This is a genomic window from Lactobacillus taiwanensis DSM 21401, from assembly GCF_001436695.1.
GTDB classification, from domain to species: Bacteria; Bacillota; Bacilli; order Lactobacillales; family Lactobacillaceae; genus Lactobacillus; species Lactobacillus taiwanensis.
In genome coordinates this window covers 293181-312297 of the sequence record NZ_AYZG01000051.1, presented here as the reverse complement: position 1 = coordinate 312297, position 19117 = coordinate 293181, and the positions used below count along the sequence as shown (strand labels likewise).

Annotated in this window: 17 protein-coding genes and 2 pseudogenes; 12 read left to right on the top strand and 7 right to left on the bottom strand. The window is 32.8% G+C overall.

The window, feature by feature from the left end; translation table 11 throughout:
- From FD18_RS10275 to FD18_RS07720, 4 genes and pseudogenes are all read left to right on the top strand, one after another.
- Nucleotides 1-455, top strand: a pseudogene (locus FD18_RS10275) (IS30 family transposase); the annotation flags it as partial.
- 562 nt (nt 456-1017) lie between these two features.
- Nucleotides 1018-2064: a DNA cytosine methyltransferase gene (locus FD18_RS07730; RefSeq protein ID WP_057719346.1), complete on the top strand. Its 1047-nt coding sequence runs from the start codon at nt 1018-1020 to the stop codon at nt 2062-2064.
- Entirely contained in the window at nt 2054-3145 is a 1092-nt protein-coding gene (locus tag FD18_RS07725) for a DUF262 domain-containing protein (protein WP_057719345.1), read from the top strand. Before FD18_RS07730 ends, FD18_RS07725 begins: the two co-directional genes overlap by 11 nt.
- A complete protein-coding gene (locus tag FD18_RS07720; RefSeq protein ID WP_057719344.1) occupies nt 3132-3860 on the top strand; it encodes an MAE_28990/MAE_18760 family HEPN-like nuclease in 729 nt (242 codons plus the stop codon). The genes FD18_RS07725 and FD18_RS07720 overlap by 14 nt, the downstream gene beginning before the upstream one ends.
- Nucleotides 3861-4799: 939 nt before the next feature.
- Here the strand turns inward: FD18_RS07720 and FD18_RS07715 are convergent.
- The gene (locus FD18_RS07715; RefSeq protein WP_057719343.1) at nt 4800-5642 is read right to left on the bottom strand and encodes a hypothetical protein; all 843 of its coding nucleotides are present in this window, start codon (nt 5640-5642) and stop codon (nt 4800-4802) included.
- Between the two features lie 151 nt (nt 5643-5793).
- Here FD18_RS07715 and FD18_RS07710 point away from each other — a divergent pair, with 151 nt between their 5' ends.
- Nucleotides 5794-6234, top strand: coding sequence for an 8-oxo-dGTP diphosphatase (locus FD18_RS07710; RefSeq protein WP_057719342.1), 441 nt, complete (start codon nt 5794-5796; stop codon nt 6232-6234).
- A gap of 30 nt (nt 6235-6264) precedes the next feature.
- Here the strand turns inward: FD18_RS07710 and FD18_RS07705 are convergent, their stop codons facing one another.
- Entirely contained in the window at nt 6265-6936 is a 672-nt protein-coding gene (locus tag FD18_RS07705) for a hypothetical protein (RefSeq protein ID WP_057719341.1), read from the bottom strand.
- 202 nt (nt 6937-7138) lie between these two features.
- On the opposite strand from FD18_RS07705, the gene FD18_RS07700 reads away from it, so the two are divergent.
- The 3 genes from FD18_RS07700 (at nt 7139) to FD18_RS07690 (ending at nt 9078) form a co-directional block, all read left to right on the top strand.
- Nucleotides 7139-7540, top strand: a complete 402-nt coding sequence (locus tag FD18_RS07700; RefSeq protein WP_057719340.1) for a hypothetical protein — start codon at nt 7139-7141, stop codon at nt 7538-7540.
- Between the two features lie 87 nt (nt 7541-7627).
- On the top strand, nt 7628-8008 hold the full coding sequence (locus tag FD18_RS07695; RefSeq protein ID WP_057719339.1) for a DUF1828 domain-containing protein: 381 nt from the start codon (nt 7628-7630) through the stop codon (nt 8006-8008).
- Nucleotides 8009-8229: 221 nt separating this feature from the next.
- A complete protein-coding gene (locus FD18_RS07690; protein ID WP_057719338.1) occupies nt 8230-9078 on the top strand; it encodes a Rib/alpha-like domain-containing protein in 849 nt (282 codons plus the stop codon).
- Nucleotides 9079-9124: 46 nt separating this feature from the next.
- Here the strand turns inward: FD18_RS07690 and FD18_RS10365 are convergent, their stop codons facing one another.
- Both FD18_RS10365 and FD18_RS07685 read right to left on the bottom strand, forming a co-directional pair.
- Nucleotides 9125-9253, bottom strand: a complete 129-nt coding sequence (locus tag FD18_RS10365; RefSeq protein ID WP_253938993.1) for an SPJ_0845 family protein — start codon at nt 9251-9253, stop codon at nt 9125-9127.
- A 90-nt stretch (nt 9254-9343) separates the two neighbouring features.
- Nucleotides 9344-10696 carry an APC family permease gene (locus tag FD18_RS07685; protein WP_057719337.1) on the bottom strand — a complete coding sequence of 451 codons (1353 nt, stop codon included), beginning with the start codon at nt 10694-10696 and terminating at the stop codon, nt 9344-9346.
- 266 nt (nt 10697-10962) lie between these two features.
- Between FD18_RS07685 and FD18_RS10405 the strand changes: the two are divergent.
- Nucleotides 10963-11336, top strand: a pseudogene (locus tag FD18_RS10405) (Rossmann-fold NAD(P)-binding domain-containing protein).
- Nucleotides 11337-11364: 28 nt separating this feature from the next.
- Here the strand turns inward: FD18_RS10405 and FD18_RS07680 are convergent.
- The 3 genes from FD18_RS07680 to FD18_RS07670 form a co-directional block, all read right to left on the bottom strand.
- Nucleotides 11365-12162 carry a site-specific integrase gene (locus FD18_RS07680; RefSeq protein ID WP_057719336.1) on the bottom strand — a complete coding sequence of 266 codons (798 nt, stop codon included), beginning with the start codon at nt 12160-12162 and terminating at the stop codon, nt 11365-11367.
- Between the two features lie 106 nt (nt 12163-12268).
- Nucleotides 12269-12880, bottom strand: a complete 612-nt coding sequence (locus tag FD18_RS07675) for a DedA family protein (protein WP_057719335.1) — start codon at nt 12878-12880, stop codon at nt 12269-12271.
- A gap of 8 nt (nt 12881-12888) precedes the next feature.
- On the bottom strand, nt 12889-13815 hold the full coding sequence (locus tag FD18_RS07670) for a nucleoside hydrolase (RefSeq protein ID WP_057719334.1): 927 nt from the start codon (nt 13813-13815) through the stop codon (nt 12889-12891).
- Between the two features lie 141 nt (nt 13816-13956).
- On the opposite strand from FD18_RS07670, the gene uvrC reads away from it, so the two are divergent.
- From uvrC to FD18_RS07655, 3 genes are all read left to right on the top strand, one after another.
- Entirely contained in the window at nt 13957-15759 is a 1803-nt protein-coding gene (gene uvrC / locus FD18_RS07665; protein WP_057719333.1) for an excinuclease ABC subunit UvrC, read from the top strand.
- 104 nt (nt 15760-15863) lie between these two features.
- Nucleotides 15864-17150: a GTPase ObgE gene (gene obgE / locus FD18_RS07660; RefSeq protein WP_057719332.1), complete on the top strand. Its 1287-nt coding sequence runs from the start codon at nt 15864-15866 to the stop codon at nt 17148-17150.
- 30 nt (nt 17151-17180) lie between these two features.
- Nucleotides 17181-19106, top strand: a complete 1926-nt coding sequence (locus FD18_RS07655; RefSeq protein WP_057719331.1) for an acyltransferase family protein — start codon at nt 17181-17183, stop codon at nt 19104-19106.
- The last annotated feature ends 11 nt before the right edge of the window (nt 19107-19117 follow it).

Genomic DNA, 19117 nt, shown 5'->3' with positions numbered 1-19117 from the left:
CATAAAACTAAAGATGATGAGGTATTGTTAACTCTATCTGAGCGCATGAGCCGTGAATTCTTCATTATACGTATTCCCGACAAGACTTCTGTCAGTGTCATGCAGGCCTTTAAAGAACTCCAAAGGCAATACAGCGAACATTGGAATGATATTTTTAAAACCATTACCACTGATAATGGCTCAGAGTTTGCAGATCTTTCCAACCTAGAAAAAGTATCCAATACACTGGTTTACTATGCCCATCCTTACACTTCTTGTGATAAGGGAACAGTTGAAAAACAAATGGTCTTATTCGCAGATTCATTCCTAAAGGAGAAGCAATAGCTAACTATTCTTTACAAGACATCATTGATATTGAAACCTGGTGCAATTCTTTGCCAAGAAAGATATTGGCCTATCATACACCAGATGAAATCTTTGAAAGAGAATTAGATCTAATCTATCAAGCAGCTTAGCTAAAAGTGTTCAATTTATTATTGCAATTTGCGAGTTTATTAAAATAAAAAAGTCAAGAAGTTAGTCAGGAAAAATATGTGTTAGTTCTGATGCCCAAGAGAAAAGATAATAAATGCTTAGTTGATGGTAGCTAAATGTAGAAATTGTAAGTTTCTAATTTTTGGATTTTTATATAAAATCGGAGTCCTTGTAAGAAGTACCTTTAAAAAATTGGTCATTTAATATTATGTAAAGTGATGAGACAAAATCAAAGCAAAAAACTCTGTATAAACAAATTGGTTAATCAATTTATTTTATATTGTTTTAACTGTCTCCTTCTCTCCCGCGGTATGGATAATATATAAAATAGTTTTAGCTTACAATTTTACTCATAAATTAATATTGAATATAAGTATACTATAAAAAATAGTAACGCTAGTATATTGAACTTTGTTAAAATATAGAGAACACTAGTATATCGATAAAAAATGAAATTAGTAAAAAATGTTATAATTGTGATCTGACTTTTTATTTCAATAGATATTAATTTTATTGTGTAAATTAAATGTAAGAAGTGAAATTATGAAGATAAATGCTATTGATTTATTTTGTGGCGTAGGGGGATTAACGGCTGGTTTGCAAGAAGCGGGGATCAATGTCATAGCGGGGATTGATATTGAAAGTAAATGTAAATTTCCATATGAAAAAAATAATCATGCCAAATTTATAAATGCTGATTTAAAAAAAGTAAAAAGTATAGATATTGAAAAACTATATCCTAAAGATACGGATATAAAAGTTTTAGCAGGGTGTGCACCGTGTCAGCCATTTTCATCATATAGTTATAGGTATAGAGGCAGTGATGTAACAAAAAATAAAATGAACTTATTGGACACTTTTTCGAGAATAGTAAAAGATATTAAACCTGATATTGTTTCTATGGAAAATGTCCCCCAGTTGGCTAAAGAACCTATTTTTAATGATTTTGTTATGACATTAAAAAAATTAAATTATAAAGTAAACTGGCATATTGTTTATGCACCTCAATATGGCGTCCCACAAAAAAGAAAAAGGTTGGTTTTATTAGCCGGAAACACAGATATAGATTTAGTATCTCCATTATTTAATAAAGATAATTATCCTACTGTTAGAGATACAATTTTTAAATTACCTAAAATAGAGGCTGGAGCTACAAATAAGAGGGATCCGATGCATCGTTCTCCTAAATTGACAAAATTAAATATAAAAAGAATTAAACAATCTAAACCAGGAGGGACATGGCATGACTGGGACGAAAAATTACTTCTGAAAGCATATAGAAAGAAATCAGGTAAATCCTATACTTCGGTATATGGAAGAATGCAATGGGATGAACCCGCACCTACGATAACTACGAAGTTTTATGGCTACGGGAATGGTAGGTTTGGACATCCTGAACAGAATAGGGCCATTTCTTTTCGAGAAGGAGCAATGTTGCAAACTTTTCCAGAAAATTATCTCTTTTTTGATGAAGATCATCCTATTTCAGGAAAAGATCTAGGGATTATGATTGGAAATGCTGTACCGGTTAAATTGGGAGAAGCTATTGGAAAGAGTATTTTGAAAGGGTTTAATAAAGTTGAAAAGTGATAATAAAAAAGTAGATAATGCGATTAACATAGAAAACGCTAAGAAACAAATAAAAAGATTACAGCAAACGATAAGTTATGATACACGAGACTATCCAGTAGAATATCTGGTGAAAAATTATAATGATCATATATTTATTAGACCCGATTATCAAAGAAATGAATTAATTTGGGATAATTATCGTCAGGCTAGATTTATAGAGTCGTTATTATTAGGATATCCTACTCCAATGCTGTTTTTATCTGATACATCTAATGGTAATTTAGAAATTGTTGATGGATTGCAGAGAATTTCGACATTAGCAAATTTTTTTAAAAATGATTTAATCTTAGAAAAGTTAGAAAAATTATACGCTTTAGATGGATTTAAGTTTGAGAATTTACCGGAAGAAGAAAGAAAAAGATTAGCAGCTACTTCTTTACGTGTAATTGTTTTAAGGAGAGATACGACTTTAGAAACTAGAATTGATCTGTTTAAAAGAATTAATACATCATCGTTAAAGGCAAATGATAGTGAGCAGCGAAATGGAGCTGAAAGATTAAATCCGTTAATGCAATTGATTATTGATTTAGCTAAAGATCCAGTGTTTAATAGATTAGTTGGATTAACTGAAGCGAAGATTAGAAGAAAAGAAGATATTGAGTTGGTTTCAAGATTTTTTGCATATTCTTATGAATATAAAAATTTTAAGCATGAGGTAAGGCGTTTTATTACTAAATTTATTCAAGATTATGGAAATTCAAAACAATATACAGTTGGACGAGAAAAACAATTTAAAGATGAGTTTAGGGATACATTTCAATATATACAGAAAAACTACCCAGAAAATGTTTTTCATAATGGCAATAGAATAAATCAAACCCCCAGAGTAAGATTTGAAGCTATAGCTGTAGGAACAAATTTAGCACTAAAAAAGACTAATGGAAAATTAAAAATATCAAAAAGAAAAATTGAACAGCTTATAGCTGATCCCACATTTAAAGAGTATACAACGTCTGATGCTAGTAATAGTAGAAATAAGATTGCTAAAAGAATAGAATATGTTGAAAATTATTTGCTAAGAAATAATGAAAAAAATTGATAGAACAGAATTTAACAATAGAGTTTCAGAACTCCGATTTTATATTAGATCTTTAAAAAAATTAGAAACTTTATTAGAAATTGATAGAACAAATGAACATGGCCAATATTTAAGAAAAGAAATAGATGGTTTAGAAAAAAAGCATAAATCATCAGATTTAATTGCTATATTAAAAGCAAACGCTTATATGGTTATGTATAATTTAATAGAAGACACTATAAGAAAAATAGTGAAATATATATATTTATCTATAAATGAAGAGCAGTTAATATTTTCACAGTATAATAAAGAATATCAAGAATTAATTAGAAAATATAGATTAAATATAAAAAGTAATCCTAGTTCTACAAAAATGGCACATTATTCAGAAAGATTAATTTCTGATATTCTTAATGATGAAAATATACTACTTGAAATAAATAAATTTAATTTATCAGGAAATGCAAATTTGAAGGCAATTGAAAAAGTTTGTAGAGAGCATAAAATTCCAGTTACTATAAATTATGTTAAAAAATACAAAATAGAATTAGATGACATAAAAAAATTACGGAATGATTTAGCACATGGCAATGTAAGCTTTGTAAATGCTACGCGAAATAAAACGATAGAAGATACTAATCAATGTGTTTTGGACATAGTTCATTTTTTGAAGTACTTGATGAAAAAGGCAGAACAATTAATAGAGAAAAAAGGATATAGATCGGTAAATAATTAAAAGCATATAGATTAAATGCAAGTGCTACTAGTTAAATCGATTTAGACAATAGACCATGTTTAAAGCTAAAATTGCTACTTCTAATCTTTCTTAAAAATCCGTACATTTCGCGTTCGAGTGTTTTTTCTATTTTTGGTAAGATAACATCTTGAAGTCATTTTCGATAGCGTTCGGATAGTCATTAGTTGATAATTATTATACTTGTTGGCAGTTTTCATATTATGTCGCTTTGGCGTCTGAAGTATGTTTGCTCATTCTTTGGCTCAAATATCCTTGATCACAGAGATAATAGAGATTGGGCAAGCTGCCATTATGAACAACAGAAGTCATAACTCCATAATGTGAGAGATAGTCGTTGTTGTTAGCAATTACATGAACTTTAAACCATATCTGCCTAACTGTGAAAGCATCTTGCATCCCGGCGCATATTGATTGACACAGAGGTATTAAAACAGTATCAATGATTATAAGTTTGTTGGTAGATAGATAATATAAGAAAGAGGTAATAAGTCCCCAGCTTGACGATCAAATATTGATCTTAATAGAGTATAAGAGATTCATAAACTCTTCTCTGTGATTCTGTAGCTGTTTATCTTACTATTATAAACAAAGATAAGATAATCTCATCAAAGACTGTACATTTGTTTTGATTTTAGGCTTAAAAATATAGTCTGAAGGTAAAAGGGGATACCATTTATTACAAGTAAATATAGTGATAATTAAAATGCTTAAGCTTAAAGGTGTTCAATATCATCAGACTTCTTTCATATAATGTTTACAACTTGAGTCTAAGTGTATTGGAATTTTTTGTACCTACTACGACTTAACTGGTACGACACGTAGAATTAATTAATAAGATTATTTGTCACATCTCGTCGATAGAATATCATAGATATTCATCAACAGGAAAAAGTATAGAGCCTTTTTTATTAAGTAGCATTATTGTCCAATCAATTGCTGGAAATCGCTAACTAGTTTTTGAAAAGTTGCATTTAAATTCTGCATAAATTCGTTTTGATTATTTTTCATTTGATCTAATAATGAATCGGCCTGATTTGGATTTTGTTTGATTTGGTCGATAGTAGAGCCCAATTGATCAATTTGATTTTGTAAGGCTTGATTATTAGCAGCATTATTTTTCAATTGTTCATTTTCAGTTTTGATTTGGTTTAATTGGTTTTGTAATTCTTCCTTATTTTGATCCTGCTTATAGGTGTTAATGGCACTTTGTAGTTCTTTATTCTGTTGCATTAATTGCTTGTTTTGCTCAGACAGATTATCTAATTTACTGTTAGTATTATTGAGAGCATTACTTTGAGCTTGCTCATTTTGAACTGTATCATTATGAGCCTGACAAGCTGAAATACCAAAGATAATTGCAATTAGTAAAACAAGTACTCCAAGAACAATATATACTATCTTTTTCTTGCTTTTCCTTTTAGGACTAGCAGGTGTATTAGAAGAAGTATATTGGGCAGTTTTTTTAGGAGCCGGTTGAAGAGCAGGGGAAGAATCAACCACATTATTTTTATCCGTTACCCAGGCTTGAATTTTCTTGGTTGCATATTCATTATTAGTGCCAATTGCGGTGATAATTACAGGATATACGCCTGCTTCAGACCGATTAACGGCCTTTTTATTTATGCTAAGATTATCATTTGAAATAAGATGGCCATTTTCTGTAACTGTAAGTTCCAATTGAGAGATTATTTCTTGATTGGTCAAATTTTGATTAAGGGGCCAGGTAATTGAGTCTACTCTGGTATTGATTTGTAGTGTCATATCTAAATTCCTTTGAAAAATTTTAGTCTATTTAGTTCAATTATACTAATAAAATTTACTTAGAGAAATTAATTAACAGCAGTAAAATAAAACTTAAACAATAATAAATTATAGAAATAATATAATTAAAATTATGTAAAATGGAGAAGAAATGAAAAGAACAGAAGCTGTAACTTTAACTAATATGTGTATGATAAAAGATAAAGATAAAATTTTAGTTCTAAATAGAACTGATCCAGTTTGGCCCGGTTTAACTTTTCCAGGTGGTCACGTCGAATCTCATGAAGCTTTTCATGATTCAGTGGTTAGAGAAATAAAAGAAGAGACGGGATTAGAAATTGAGGATCCGCATTTAGTTGGAGTAAAGCAATTTTTTGATGATAATAATGAACGATACCTAGTCTTTTTCTATGTGGCTACTAAGTTTACTGGTACATTAAAAGCTTCTGATGAAGGAGATTTAACTTGGATGACAAGGAAAGAAATAGAAAAAGCAAAATTAGCCTATAATTTTGATCATGATTTACCAATCTTTTTCGATGAAAAGTTAAGCGAACATATCTTAGATGGAGATAGAGATCAAACTTATTAAAAAAAGACATTCGATCGAATGTCTTTTCTATTAGTCTTGAGTATTTTCAGTTGAGCTAGTTGATGAACTAGTTGATTCAGAGTCATTATTTTGACTAGCTGGCGTTTCTGTTTCCTTGCTTGAACTTGAAGAAGATTCAGATGAAGCAGTAGAAGATGATGAAGTGTGTGAATTTTCAGAGTTTGAACTACTTGTAGCAGAACTTTGAGTACCTGTACTTGCGTTACTGTTAGTAGTCCAGCTGTTATCAAAGTAATAGTTAGGTTGAGGATTATAATAACTATAATTGCGACGTGGAACAGTATAGAAAGAAGTACCAAAGTTAGATTTTGGTAGGGTACTGCTTGCCTTATGTTCACTGCGTTGAATAGATAAACTAGTACTTGATGAACTAGAACTTTGGTTTTCAGAACTAGATTGATTTTCTTTATTTTGGAGATTATCTAATTGATCATCCATCTTAGTATCTTCATCTTTTTTCTGATCAGTTTTGTCTGCTTTTTCCTTTTTAGTGTCTTTATTTTTGGATTTCTCTTTTTTAACTTTTTTATGAGATTGCTTATGAGAAGACTGAATAATGGCATAGTCTGCTGCAGAAGATTTATGTTTTGGCTCAACCAAATTGTTACGACAACCCGCAAGTAATAAAAGACTACAACTTAAAGCACCAACGATTAACTTTTTCAAATTAACTTCCTCCATTTAAAGCTCCTTTTATTATAACCAAATTTTTTGATATAAAACAGTGAATTTAAGTAATAGATAAGCTATTAAGAAATTGATGTATTATTTTTGCTGTTTAGGAGCTTAAAGAACATATTTTTTCTAGAAAAGATATAATAGATATGTAGTGAATTAATTTGTTAAATTTATTTTTAGATAAAGATGCTGGAGGTCAGTTTTTATGTATGATCTTGAAGACGTTTTAATGAAATCTTTTAGAGAAGATAATGGCATTAGTTCGGCATTTTCAATTGAACCAGTTGATGATAATGAATATCGTGTTTCAACTAATGTTATTGATGGCTTGAACGATACTATTCACTTTTATTTAGTTGTTTATCCTAACGGAACCTATGCCTTGAATGATCACGTATTTACGGCACAAATGATTGATGATAATATCGGCAGTTTTGCAAGTATTGCCCGTGATGTGGCACGTTTAGCGAGCGAATTTGGTGTATTATTAGATGACCGGGGAGAACTAACACGTGACTATATCAATGCTCGTGACCTTAGAAATGAAGTAAACAACTTTACTCAATTATTAAATCGAGTAGTTGAATTTGCTCAAACCCATAGATAATTTAATTGATAGAGAAGAAGCTGAAATCAGAAGCTTCTTTTTTTTTGCCCAATTAAGTTATAATTTGAATAAAACAAGGAGAGAACTATGAAAAATTCTGAAATAGAGTTAATTGAGCAAAATGCTATGAATTGGTTAAAAGAAAATATTCATTTTATAAAAGCCGGCTCAGATGTTGAGGTGGCAACACCCTTAATTGGTGCATATGGGGACTTAGTATATTGTTGGATTGAAAAAGAAGACGATTATTACCGAATTACTGATGACGGGGGAACTTTATTTAAACTTGATCCTGGCCAAGAAAATATGGATTTACTTGAAGAAGCAATGGATATTGTAATTGGAGCTGGTTTTGAATTTGATGAAGAAAGTTTAGAAATTTACCAAGTGGTAGATCAAGATGATATCCCAGCTGCACTTAATGATCTGACTCAGTTACAGGTTGCTTTGACTTATTTAGCCAGCTGATAACTTTCCCATCATAATTAAGCTTTGAAGCATATGTTTTTTGTTTTTAAAATGCCTATGATATAAATAATATGAAAGCGCTAATAACGCGTATTTCTTAAAATATTACAAAGAATGTAAAAAATGTCTTAATTTGTAACATTTTTGTAAAACTACGGTATAATAAAAGTAAATAAAACAGCAAGCTGAAGTATAGCTTACCTTGCTGAGGAAGCGTGATTATGATGAGAAAAATTAAAAAGAGAAGTATCATTACAAGTTTGGGTGCAGCTGCAATGTTGGCATCTTTGAGTGTAGGTGGAACTGCTTTTGCAGCAAGTACTACAAATACTGATAGTAGCACCGCAACCACTGATCAAGCCAAGACTTATCAAACTCAACTTGAAGAACATAAGAATTTACAAGCTTATACTAATCCATTAACTGTACAAGCTTTAACTACTACTAAGGGTGTTTTACCTGATGCAACAAGTGGCATTTCTAATTGGAGTCAAGTTCCAGCTGGAACAGTAGCTGCTTGGGATAATAAGCCTGAAGTTAATAAGGCCGGAACTAGTTACGGAACAGTTTATGTTACTTTCCCAGATGGTTCTAGATCAAGATTAGCAGTTTACGTAACAGTTAAAGATAGTGCAGCTAGTCAAAGTAGTGAGAAGACAAATACTACTTCTTCAGATAAAAACTCTTCAGCTGCGGTAGCGTCAAAGTCAATTGCTAAGAGCTCACAAGTAGAAAGTGAAGCTAAGACTTCTGCCAAAGACACTGATACTGAAAAGTCAAATACTGTAGATAATAAAGCTGATAAAGATCAAGCATCACAATCCAGTTCTAAATCTAACCAAGATGTAGTTGTAAAAGATCTAGGATCAACTACTGTTACTGAAAAAAATGTTAGTGTTGTAAGTAACTCAAAAGATAAGGACAAGAGTTCAAATCCAATTTCTGTTGCTACTCGCTTACCAGAAACTGTGGCTAAGGCTACTAATTCATTTGTAATAATTTGCGGTGCATTAATTGCAGCCGTAAGTGGTGCAGTAATTTGGAGTAAAAAATTAAAGAAGAGAAATTAATAGATAAAAAAAGAGGTCGAAAAACTGATTGTTTCGACCTCTTTTTTTATTTCTCTTTATTTTTTTCCTTATCTTTGCTATTTTGAGCTTTTTTCTTTTTAGGATCATCTGGCAAGATAGCAAATTTATCAAGCATTTTATCTAATTGATTATTTTTTTCAAAAGTTAAACCCATCTCTTTAGCTCCTTTGAATTAAGATAAGTGAATTATACTCCATAACTTTAACTAAAAAAAGTAAGCTGCATCTTATAAGCAGCTTACTTTTTAGTTTTTACGTCTTAATTTAGCTAAAAAGTCCTCATGTTCTTTTTCTAACTTTTCATCCTTATCAATAAAGAAGTAGCAGGCAGCTGCAATTACTGCAACAACTGCTCCTAAGAGTAAGGTCTTAGGAGTAAAGTTAGTAACCATATAGCAAGAAATAATTAAAGCGATAATTGGAATAGTATATTTTCCAGGTAATGAAAATCCATGTGGTGGATATTCATTACTATGCTTAAATTTAATAACTGCTAGAATTGATGGTACATATTGAACAAAGGATGCTAAAACTGTACATGAAACAAGGAATAGGTAACTTTGAGTAGCTAAGGCTCCTGAAAGAACAGCAGTAAAAATAATACCAACCCAAGGCGCATCATGTTTATTTTTCTTACCAATCCATTTAGGAAGCATTCCGTGTTCGGTAGCAAGGGATGCAATAAGTGAAGGGGTATTAAATGAAGCACTAAAGGCAACTCCAAAGATTGAGATTAACATTCCGACAATCATAAAAGCAAACCCCCATTGGCCAACACCAGTCTTTAGAGCACTAGCTAATGGATTAGAATAACTTCCTAGTTTTTGCCCACTTAAACCAATGGCAACTAAAAGCATCAAGCAGTCTAGAATTGTTACACTTGTCATTACTGCAATTAAAACCCGTGGAATATTCTTTTCTGGATTATTCATTTGCTTTGCAGCAATTGGAATAAAGGAAAAGCCAGTAAATAAGTAAAAAATTGGTGTGAAGGCATCTCCAAAATGTTTAAAGAATGGTCCAACACCGGTTAAAGCTGCATGTGGAATTACCGGGGTAAAGTGAGCTTTCTTAATAAAGAAGGCCCCCACAATAATGAAGACAAGTAATGTAATAATCTTAGCTGCAGCTGAAATGTTATTAACAACTTTTACCCAAGATCTACCAAAGAAATTAATAATTGAAAACAGTAAAATTAAGAAGATAACTCCACTAATGTAGACAGCATTGTTTTTAAAAATAGGTAGAAAACTCTTTAGAATGGTTAATAAAGCAACTACTTCAGCGGAAAGAGTTGTACATCCCAAAAACCAAGTAAAAATACCTAATTCATAACCCGAAAAACGTCCAAAAGCATTATACGAATAAAGCCAAGCGGCTCCGGATTGTGTGAAACGGCTGGATAGGTCAGCATAGCATAGAGCAATCATGCTGACAGTGATAGCAGTACAGAGAAGAACAAGAATAGCTGTTAAGTTCATGTAACGATAAATTACAGAAGGTAGCAGGAATGTCCCTGATCCAATGACTGCATTAATACCTAAAAAATAGATGGATATAAAGGAAAGTTTCTTAGGTACGGAACTTTTATTAGTCATATTTTTACCTCTCTATCTAATAATATTCTCCTTTATCTATTGTAGTGCTTTTGAATAGTAAATCTATACTAAATATTCAAAAAGATAATAAAATTGAGCTTAAGTAACTGACTTATTAATAATAAGTAATACTATGAAATTGTAAGTTAGAATAGCTAGGTAAGGAGAAAATTATGACTGGGATTATTCAAATTTGCACTGTAGTCAAATAGATATGTAGAACTTTTCATTAAAGTTATTGATTTTGTGATGCGAGAAAAATAAGAATGACAAAGATTGCTATTTTAGGGGCTGCTGGTCAAATTGCTCAATTAGTTGAACCAATGCTATTTAAAGAAGACGGATGTAGAGTTGGTGGAAGTCGAGAAGAAATAATCAAGGAGAGGAGGTCAGCAATTTTAATGAATTAAAGACAGTTTTAGCAAGTGTTGACCTAGTTTATGCAAACTTAGCTGGGTTAAATATTGAAGATCAAGCCAAAACTGTTGGTACTCAAACTCCATTTAAGGGAACCGAAGTATCCGGTTTGAGCGTAGCAGACTATATCGTTAATGTAATTGAAAATCCAGAAGAGAATCTTAAAAGCAATGTTGGTTTAGATAAGCCTGGAACTGACGGAAATAAGCCAGCCTGGTATTAAATTTAATAATAAGAAAAAAGAACGGTTTTTAAACCGTTCTTTTTGGTGTAAAGGGGGCAAGTTTAAGCTTATCTAGTTGATTACGATAATAAGTCAAACTCTTACGATTGCAGTGTAGGATTTCCATTAAGTTCAAGTCTGAGAGGCTCGGGTCATTTACCTTATAGTAAATATAAGAAAGGCGAAGTTTTCCTGGGGTAAGATCAAAATTTAAAATATCTTTATCTGGAGCAATTTTTCTAGTTAAAGAGGTTAGGGCAGAGATTTGTTTACCGGTCTTTGTTTGAAAAATAAGAGGATTTTCTTCAGTATTAGTCAGGAGAATAGAGCAATAATGTGAATTTTTAATTCTTGAAATATTAGCTTTACTTAAATTAAGAAATTGTTTTGGATCAAAACCATGAGCAATTAAAATCAGAACCTTTTTGCAATCAAGACTAATTTCAGGCCAAGTTATAATTTCATCAATCTGATCAAGCCATTCAATGCAAATATGAGGGGTTCGATCAAAAGTATAGCCGTGTAAATCGGTAAAAAGATAATTTTTAACTAGTTGATGGTCATAGAGAAAAGAAAAATATTTCTTTAAATGGGTGACATACTTATTAATCGTACTAATTGTTTTATTTTGATCTTGTTCTAAGTGGTCAATAAAGGCGCGGATATCTTGAGCTGATACATTGCCAACGGTTGGCTCTGAATTTGAATTTTGTAAAAAATAATTCCAAAAATAATAAATGGATTGATTAATTGAAGTAAGTGTTCGTGGCGCTAGATTTTGACTAGTGCACCATTGATTAAAATTTTTTTCGTATGGAAATAACATTTTTATACCTCATTAACAAAAATGTAATTGTTACTTTAACATAAACATAATTATAACAAAAAAGGTTGGCGAACTTCCAGTCCGCCAACCACTCTACAGCAAAATTTTACTTCTTAATTCGAGTTTTGTACCACTTAATTCCAAAGTAAATAAGTAGAATTAATAAAAGGGCAATAATTACGAGTGTGTAATCATCAAAGATTCTAACTACAACTTGCCAATTTTTTCCCATGTAATGTCCTAAACCAACTAAGACACTATTCCAAACTAAACTACCTAAAGTAGTCAAAACTAGGAATTTAGTCCAGCCGACATGGGCAATACCTGCGGGAATTGAGATTAAACTTCTAACAACAGGGATACAACGTCCGTAAAAAATGGCGCCAATTCCATGTTTGTCGAACCAATCGATGGCTTTTTGAGCGTCATCTTTTTTAAATCCTAAAAGTTTAAATAATTTAGTTTCAAGTAATTTTTCAAGTCGTGGTAGCGTTAGGTTACGACTTATTGAAAATAAAATAATCGCACCAATGATTGATCCTACAGTTGAAGCTAGGATAACTCCGATTAGAGTTAATTTAGTTCCACTAACTAAGAATCCCCCAAGGGTTAAAATCACCTCTGAAGGAATAGGTGGGAAAATATTTTCAACGGCAATTAAAAGAATAATGGCAATATAGCCGAAATTTTCGATAAAGTGTGTTAACCAAATTGTCATTTATATATTTATTGTCTTTCTAAAATTTTATCCATTTTTTTAAAGAATAAGTCTTTGTTTGCTTCAGTTACTTCTGTAATTTCTTTTCCGTTAGGATCTTGGAACATTCTTCCGCTTGCTAATCCTGAAGTAATAACGTCTACCTTTACTTGACGTGTTTTTACAATTTCAGGATATAAGGCGGACATAGTTGTTAGAACGTCCCATAGATATAATTCTGCATTAGGAACAGAAATAATTAAGCTGTAGCCCAGGCCAACTAAGTCAATAGCAGGATATTTTCTCAAGCTTGCCCAATGTTGACGCAGTTCATCAGTTAAAGGTAATTCTTCAGTACTTTCTAAGCCAACCATTTGAATTTCAAGGTCTGAGTTTAAGACGCGTTTAACTGCGTCGGGATCCCAAAAAGCATTCCATTCTTGAGTGCCGTCAGCATCAACGCTGACTACGTTTCCATGTCCGTCTAGAGAACCACCCATCCAGTAGACTTTTTCAATTTTTGATTGAATTGAAGAATCTTCGTCTAATGCTCGTGCTAAGTCAGTTATTGGACCAGTCATGACTAAAGTAACTGGACCATCTGCTTTTTTGATTTTATCAATCATATCTAAATGAGCTGGGAGCGGAGCTTTAGGAGTTTTGATTTCTCCAGTTTCATTTAGGATTGGAAAATAATTGAATGAGTAAGGTGCCATCCGCCATTCTTTTGGAAATTGATGAATTGCACGTGAATTTGAACGAGCAACTTCTAATTTATCACCGCGTAAATTGAATTTATCGACCATTTTCCGACAAGCTTCTACTGAAGGATCAATATATCCATCGCCATCAATGGCACTAATACCAATTAATTTAATGTCAGGTGCCTGCAATAGTAAAAGAAGTGAAACTAAATCATCAATGTTTCCATCGTGATTAAAATAAATATTTTTCATTTATTTGCGACCTTTCTTTTTGGTTTAATTTCTATTTTATAGGAAGATGAGCGATAACGTAAATAAAAAAAGACATCTTACTTGGTTTTAACAAGGAACGTGATAAAATACTATGGGAATTTTAATGGGAAGGAAAAATTAATGGCAACGGAATATATTGAAAATAAATTAAAGCTTTTGCCTGATAAACCAGGTTGCTACTTGATGAAAGATGTTAATGGCAATGTGATTTATGTAGGGAAATCTAAAAACTTAAAGAACCGCGTTCGTTCCTATTTTAAGAGTAAACAAGTGGATAGACGTGCCGAACTTGTGCGTGAAATACGTGATTTTGATATCATAACTGTTTCTTCTGATAAAGAGTCTTTTTTATTAGAGATTACATTAATAAAAAAATACCAGCCTTATTACAATGTACAACTAAAACAAGGAACAGGTTATCCTTACATTGAAATTACGAATGAACGTGATCCACAAACACGCTTGACGTCAATCGTTCATAAAGACAAAGGATATTATTTTGGACCTTATCCAAATGTTTATGCGGCTCAAGCAACCTTGAAATTTATTCAAAAAGTTTGGCCACTGAGAAGATGTTCCGGACATCAAGGTCGACCTTGTCTTTATTATCATATGGGACAGTGCCTTGGAGCATGTTTTAAAGAGGTGCCCAAAAGTGCTTATGATGCACAAATTAGAAAAATAAAGCGTTTCTTGAATGGAGATATTTCTCAAGTTAAACAAGATTTAACTGAAAAAATGACAAAGGCGTCAATGGATCTTGAATTTGAACGCGCTGCTGAAATAAGAGATCAATTGAAATATATTGAACAAACAGTTGAAAAGCAAAAAATCATTTCTAATGATCATACCCAAAGAGATATCTTTAATTTCTACGTTGATAAGTCTTGGATTTCAATTCAGATTTTCTTTTTAAGACAGGCTAAATTATTGCGCCGTGAAACAAGATTGTTTCCTTTGACAGACATTAGGGATCCAGAAGATGCATTTGTTTCATTTATTGCTCAATTTTATGGGCAACGAAACCGTGTTTTGCCTAAAGAAGTGTTAGTTCCGGCTGGAATTGATAATGAATCTTTGTCTGAAGTGTTAAAGGTTCCTGTGCGAACTCCTCAGCGTGGTCAAAAGCGTGCGCTTTTAGAAATGGCTCATGATAATGCCAAGCTAAAACTTGATGAAAAATTCCGTTTGCTTGAATTAGGAAATCGAAAGACTAAAGGAGCGCAAAAAGAAATTTTTGATGCTTTAGGGCTGCCATATGGACATCGAATCGAAAGTTTCGACCACTCGCATATTCAGGGGGCTGATCCAGTATCTGCACTAGTTGTATTTACTGATGGTGAACCAGATAAACATGAATATCGTAAGTATAAATTAAAGGGCGAAGTTGAACATCAAAATGCAGCTGACGAAGTTGGTAATACTCGTGAAGTAGTTAGAAGACGTTATAGTCGTCTTTTGAAAGAACACAAAAAAATGCCAGATTTGATTTTGATGGATGGTGGTCAAATTCAGGTTGATGCGTGTTTAGATGTTTTGAGAAATGAATTGAATGTAAATATTCCTGTCGCTGGAATGGTTAAGGATGATCATCACCGCACTAATCATTTGATTTTTGGAGACCCAACACAAGGCGAAGAATTAAAATTAATCCCGCTCAATCCTAAGTCTGAAGGCTTTTACTTGATGACTAGAATTCAAGATGAAGTTCACCGCTTTGCAATTACTTTTCATAGAAGAACGCATGCTAAAAATGCTCTTTCAAGTAAGTTGGATGAAATTAAGGGTATTGGACCAAAATCTCGTAATAAGTTACTGAGAAAGTTCGGATCCTTGAAGAAAATTAAAGAGGCATCGGTAGACGAATTAAGAGATGCAGGTCTAACTCTTCCTCAAGCACAAACTGTAAAATTGAGTTTATAAATTAACCACAAAAGACCTGATTTAATAGGGCTTGATATGGTATCATAGTTAAGAAACTTTAAGAATAAATTTAATGATAATTTGATAAATAAAGGAGGCAAATTATGTTTGTCGACCAAACAAAAATAGATGTACAGGCAGGAAAAGGTGGCGATGGAGCAGTTGCCTTTCGTCATGAAAAATACGTACCGCTTGGCGGACCAGCTGGTGGAGACGGTGGACGCGGTGGAAGTATTATCTTAGTTGCAGATTCCGGCTTAAGAACTTTAATGGATTTTCGTTTTAGACGTAAGTTTAAGGCAGATAATGGTGAAAATGGACGAATTAAATCTCAATACGGACGTGGGGCTAAGGACGTGCGTCTAAAAGTCCCAATGGGAACAACAGTCTATGACTTCAATACTGGTGAGCTTTTAGGTGACTTAGTTGAAAATGGTCAAGAATTAGTTGTAGCTCATGGTGGTAAAGGCGGTAGAGGAAATATTCACTTTGCGACCCCAACTAGAACTGCTCCTGAAATTGCTGAAAATGGTGAACCAGGAGAGTTTCGGACTTTGCGTTTAGAGTTAAAAGTTTTAGCAGATGTTGGTTTAGTAGGTTTCCCATCTGTAGGGAAATCAACTTTACTGTCTGTTGTAACTAAGGCTAAACCAAAGATTGCAGCTTATGAATTTACGACCTTAACTCCTAACTTGGGAATGGTTGTTCTTCCAGATGGACGAGATTTCTCAATGGCAGACTTGCCCGGTTTAATTGAGGGTGCATCTAAGGGTGTAGGACTCGGAATTCAATTTTTACGTCATGTTGAACGTACAAAAGTAATTTTACATCTGGTATCAATGGATCCAAATAATGGACGTGATGCATATGAAGATTACGAAACAATTCGGAAAGAATTAGCAGGTTATACTAAAGATTTAACTACTAAAAAAGAATTAATTGTTGCTACTCAAATGGATATTCCAGGTAGTGAGGAAAAACTAGCCGAGTTTAAAAAGAAACTAGGAGATAAGACTGTATATCCTATTTCTAGTGTGACTCATAAAGGTGTTAGTGAATTGATGGGCAAAACGGCAGATCTTGTTGAAGAAGTTGCTCGTCAAGAAGCTGAAAAGCCAGCAGAAATCAAAGTTGCCGAAAAAGAATATATTTACAAAAAGCCTGAAGATGAAGGATTTAAAGTTGAACGAACAGGAGAGCATAGCTTTATTGTTACGGGCAATAAGTTAGAGCGTCTTGTTCAAAGAACTAACCTTGATCACACCGACGGTATAATGCTTCTTGCTCGTAAATTAAAGCGGTTGGGTGTAGACGAAGCCTTAAGAGAAAATGGCGCAGTAAATGGTGACGATATTACAATAGCTGACTTTACTTTTGAATTTGTTGATTAATAAAAGTTGAAGAAGTAGGGAGTAAGACTTTTGAAAAGAAAGAACCGCTTTATTACAGGGTATGCGGGCTTACGTGCTTTAGCCGTTATTGGAGTTATTTTGTATCACCTTAATCCAAATAGTTTTATGGGTGGATATTTAGGTGTACCAATATTTTTAGTGCTATCTGGATACTTAGTTACAGATCATATGTTTCATGCCTATGAAGAGCGGGGAAAGTATGACTTTAAGTCTTTCTATTTGAGGAGGATCAAAAAGTTATATCCTCAAATGATTGCACTCTTATGGGGGTGTAGTGCATATATTCTGCTTTTCCAGCAAAATCTTTTAGCAAAATTAAATCAGATAGTGATTACTAATCTGTTGAATGTTTATAATTTTTGGCAGATAAAAAATGGACAGAGCTATTTTGAACGTTTTGCTTCAAATGAATCGCCATTTATTCATTTATGGACAATGTCAATTGAAGGACAATTCTATATTGTGTGGCCGTTGGTAATTTTCCTTTTAGTTAGATATGCTAAAAAGAAAAAAATCATTTTTTGGACAATTACTGCTTTGACACTAATTTCTGCTTTAGAAATGGCTATTTTATTTAAACCCGGTGTTGATACAAGTAGAATCTATTATGGAACAGATACTAGATTTTTCTCCTTAGGCTTGGGTGCAATGCTAGCTGTATTTTGGCCAACTTGGAAGTTAAACGAACATCTTGATAAGGGAGATAGACGTTTATTAAATATTATTGGTGGGGTAGCATTGATTGGTATCTTGTTGATGGTAACTAATCCTATCTTTAATCCACAAAAAGCTTTTGCTTATCGTGGTGGAATGTTCTTATTCTCTTTTGTTACGATGATTTTAGTTGGAGTAATTGCTCACCCTGGCAGTAGCTGGAATAGGTGGTTAACTAACCCAGTTTTTAATTGGATTGGTTCACGTTCATACGGAATTTACTTGTATCAGTTTCCAGTAATGATTTTCTTTGAAGATAAAGTTAAGGACATTGCTGACCATGTAGTGCTTTATCATACTATTGAAGTGATTTTGATTTTAATTATTGCTGAGCTAAGTTATCGTTTTATTGAAAAGCCATTTGGTCGAATTGACTGGGAAAAGGTGCATCAATTTTTAACTAAGGCTTTGAATTTTAAGGCTAAACATTATCAAGCTAAGGCCTTATTGGCTACGGGTATTATTGTTTTTATTTTGGGTAGTTTTGGTATCATAAAAGCTCCTACTGTAAAAGCGGAGAATCCAAATCACTCGGAATTAGCAACACAAATTAAATCTAATCGAAATCGGCAGTTAAAGAAGAATAAGAAATTAATCAAAGAAGCTCAATCTAGGAAGAAAGCTGCTCCAACTTCAAAATCGGCACTGTTAAAGCAAGCTAAACAATTGGCAGCCACTAAACCAGTAAATAAAGATTTCGAAAAATATGGAATTTCTCAAGTAGACCTACAATTAGCACAAAAGATTCAAGTGACTGCTATTGGAGATTCTGTAATGGCTGGTTCAAGTCAGAATATGCAAAAGCTAATGCCGCATTTAATTGTGGACGCTGCTGTATCACGGCAATTGGGTAATACTATTCCATTATTTGAACAGTATAAAAAGAAGGGTGCCTTAAATGATAATGTTTTGATCGGATTAGGGACAAATGGGGCCTTTACTCCTAAGGAGCTTGATCAATTAATGAAAATTATTGGGCCGAAACGACACGTTTTCTGGATTAATGTTCATGTTCCGACACGTGATTGGCAAGATCAAGTCAATAATGAGCTAAATGCGGCAACGAAAAAATATCCAAATTTAACGATTATAAAATGGCATGAAGTTGCTGCTAGTCATCCCGATTGGTTCTACGATGATCATACACACCCAACTACGGAGGGATCTAAGTTTTATAGTGCCTATGTAACTAAAGAATTAGTTACTAAGGGAAAATATTAGAAATAGGGTTT

Bases quoted from the DNA above. Each gene is read 5' to 3' on its own strand.
- FD18_RS07730 (WP_057719346.1), top strand. From the start codon at position 1,018: ATGAAGATAAATGCTATTGATTTATTTTGTGGCGTAGGGGGATTAACG.
- FD18_RS07720 (WP_057719344.1), top strand. From the start codon at position 3,132: ATGAAAAAAATTGATAGAACAGAATTTAACAATAGAGTTTCAGAACTC.
- FD18_RS07715 (WP_057719343.1), bottom strand. From the start codon at position 5,642: ATGACACTACAAATCAATACCAGAGTAGACTCAATTACCTGGCCCCTT.
- FD18_RS07710 (WP_057719342.1), top strand. From the start codon at position 5,794: ATGAAAAGAACAGAAGCTGTAACTTTAACTAATATGTGTATGATAAAA.
- FD18_RS07705 (WP_057719341.1), bottom strand. From the start codon at position 6,936: ATGGAGGAAGTTAATTTGAAAAAGTTAATCGTTGGTGCTTTAAGTTGT.
- FD18_RS07700 (WP_057719340.1), top strand. From the start codon at position 7,139: ATGTATGATCTTGAAGACGTTTTAATGAAATCTTTTAGAGAAGATAAT.
- FD18_RS07695 (WP_057719339.1), top strand. From the start codon at position 7,628: ATGAAAAATTCTGAAATAGAGTTAATTGAGCAAAATGCTATGAATTGG.
- FD18_RS07690 (WP_057719338.1), top strand. From the start codon at position 8,230: ATGATGAGAAAAATTAAAAAGAGAAGTATCATTACAAGTTTGGGTGCA.
- FD18_RS10365 (WP_253938993.1), bottom strand. From the start codon at position 9,253: ATGGGTTTAACTTTTGAAAAAAATAATCAATTAGATAAAATGCTTGAT.
- FD18_RS07685 (WP_057719337.1), bottom strand. From the start codon at position 10,696: ATGACTAATAAAAGTTCCGTACCTAAGAAACTTTCCTTTATATCCATC.
- FD18_RS07680 (WP_057719336.1), bottom strand. From the start codon at position 12,162: ATGTTATTTCCATACGAAAAAAATTTTAATCAATGGTGCACTAGTCAA.
- FD18_RS07675 (WP_057719335.1), bottom strand. From the start codon at position 12,880: ATGACAATTTGGTTAACACACTTTATCGAAAATTTCGGCTATATTGCC.
- FD18_RS07670 (WP_057719334.1), bottom strand. From the start codon at position 13,815: ATGAAAAATATTTATTTTAATCACGATGGAAACATTGATGATTTAGTT.
- uvrC (WP_057719333.1), top strand. From the start codon at position 13,957: ATGGCAACGGAATATATTGAAAATAAATTAAAGCTTTTGCCTGATAAA.
- obgE (WP_057719332.1), top strand. From the start codon at position 15,864: ATGTTTGTCGACCAAACAAAAATAGATGTACAGGCAGGAAAAGGTGGC.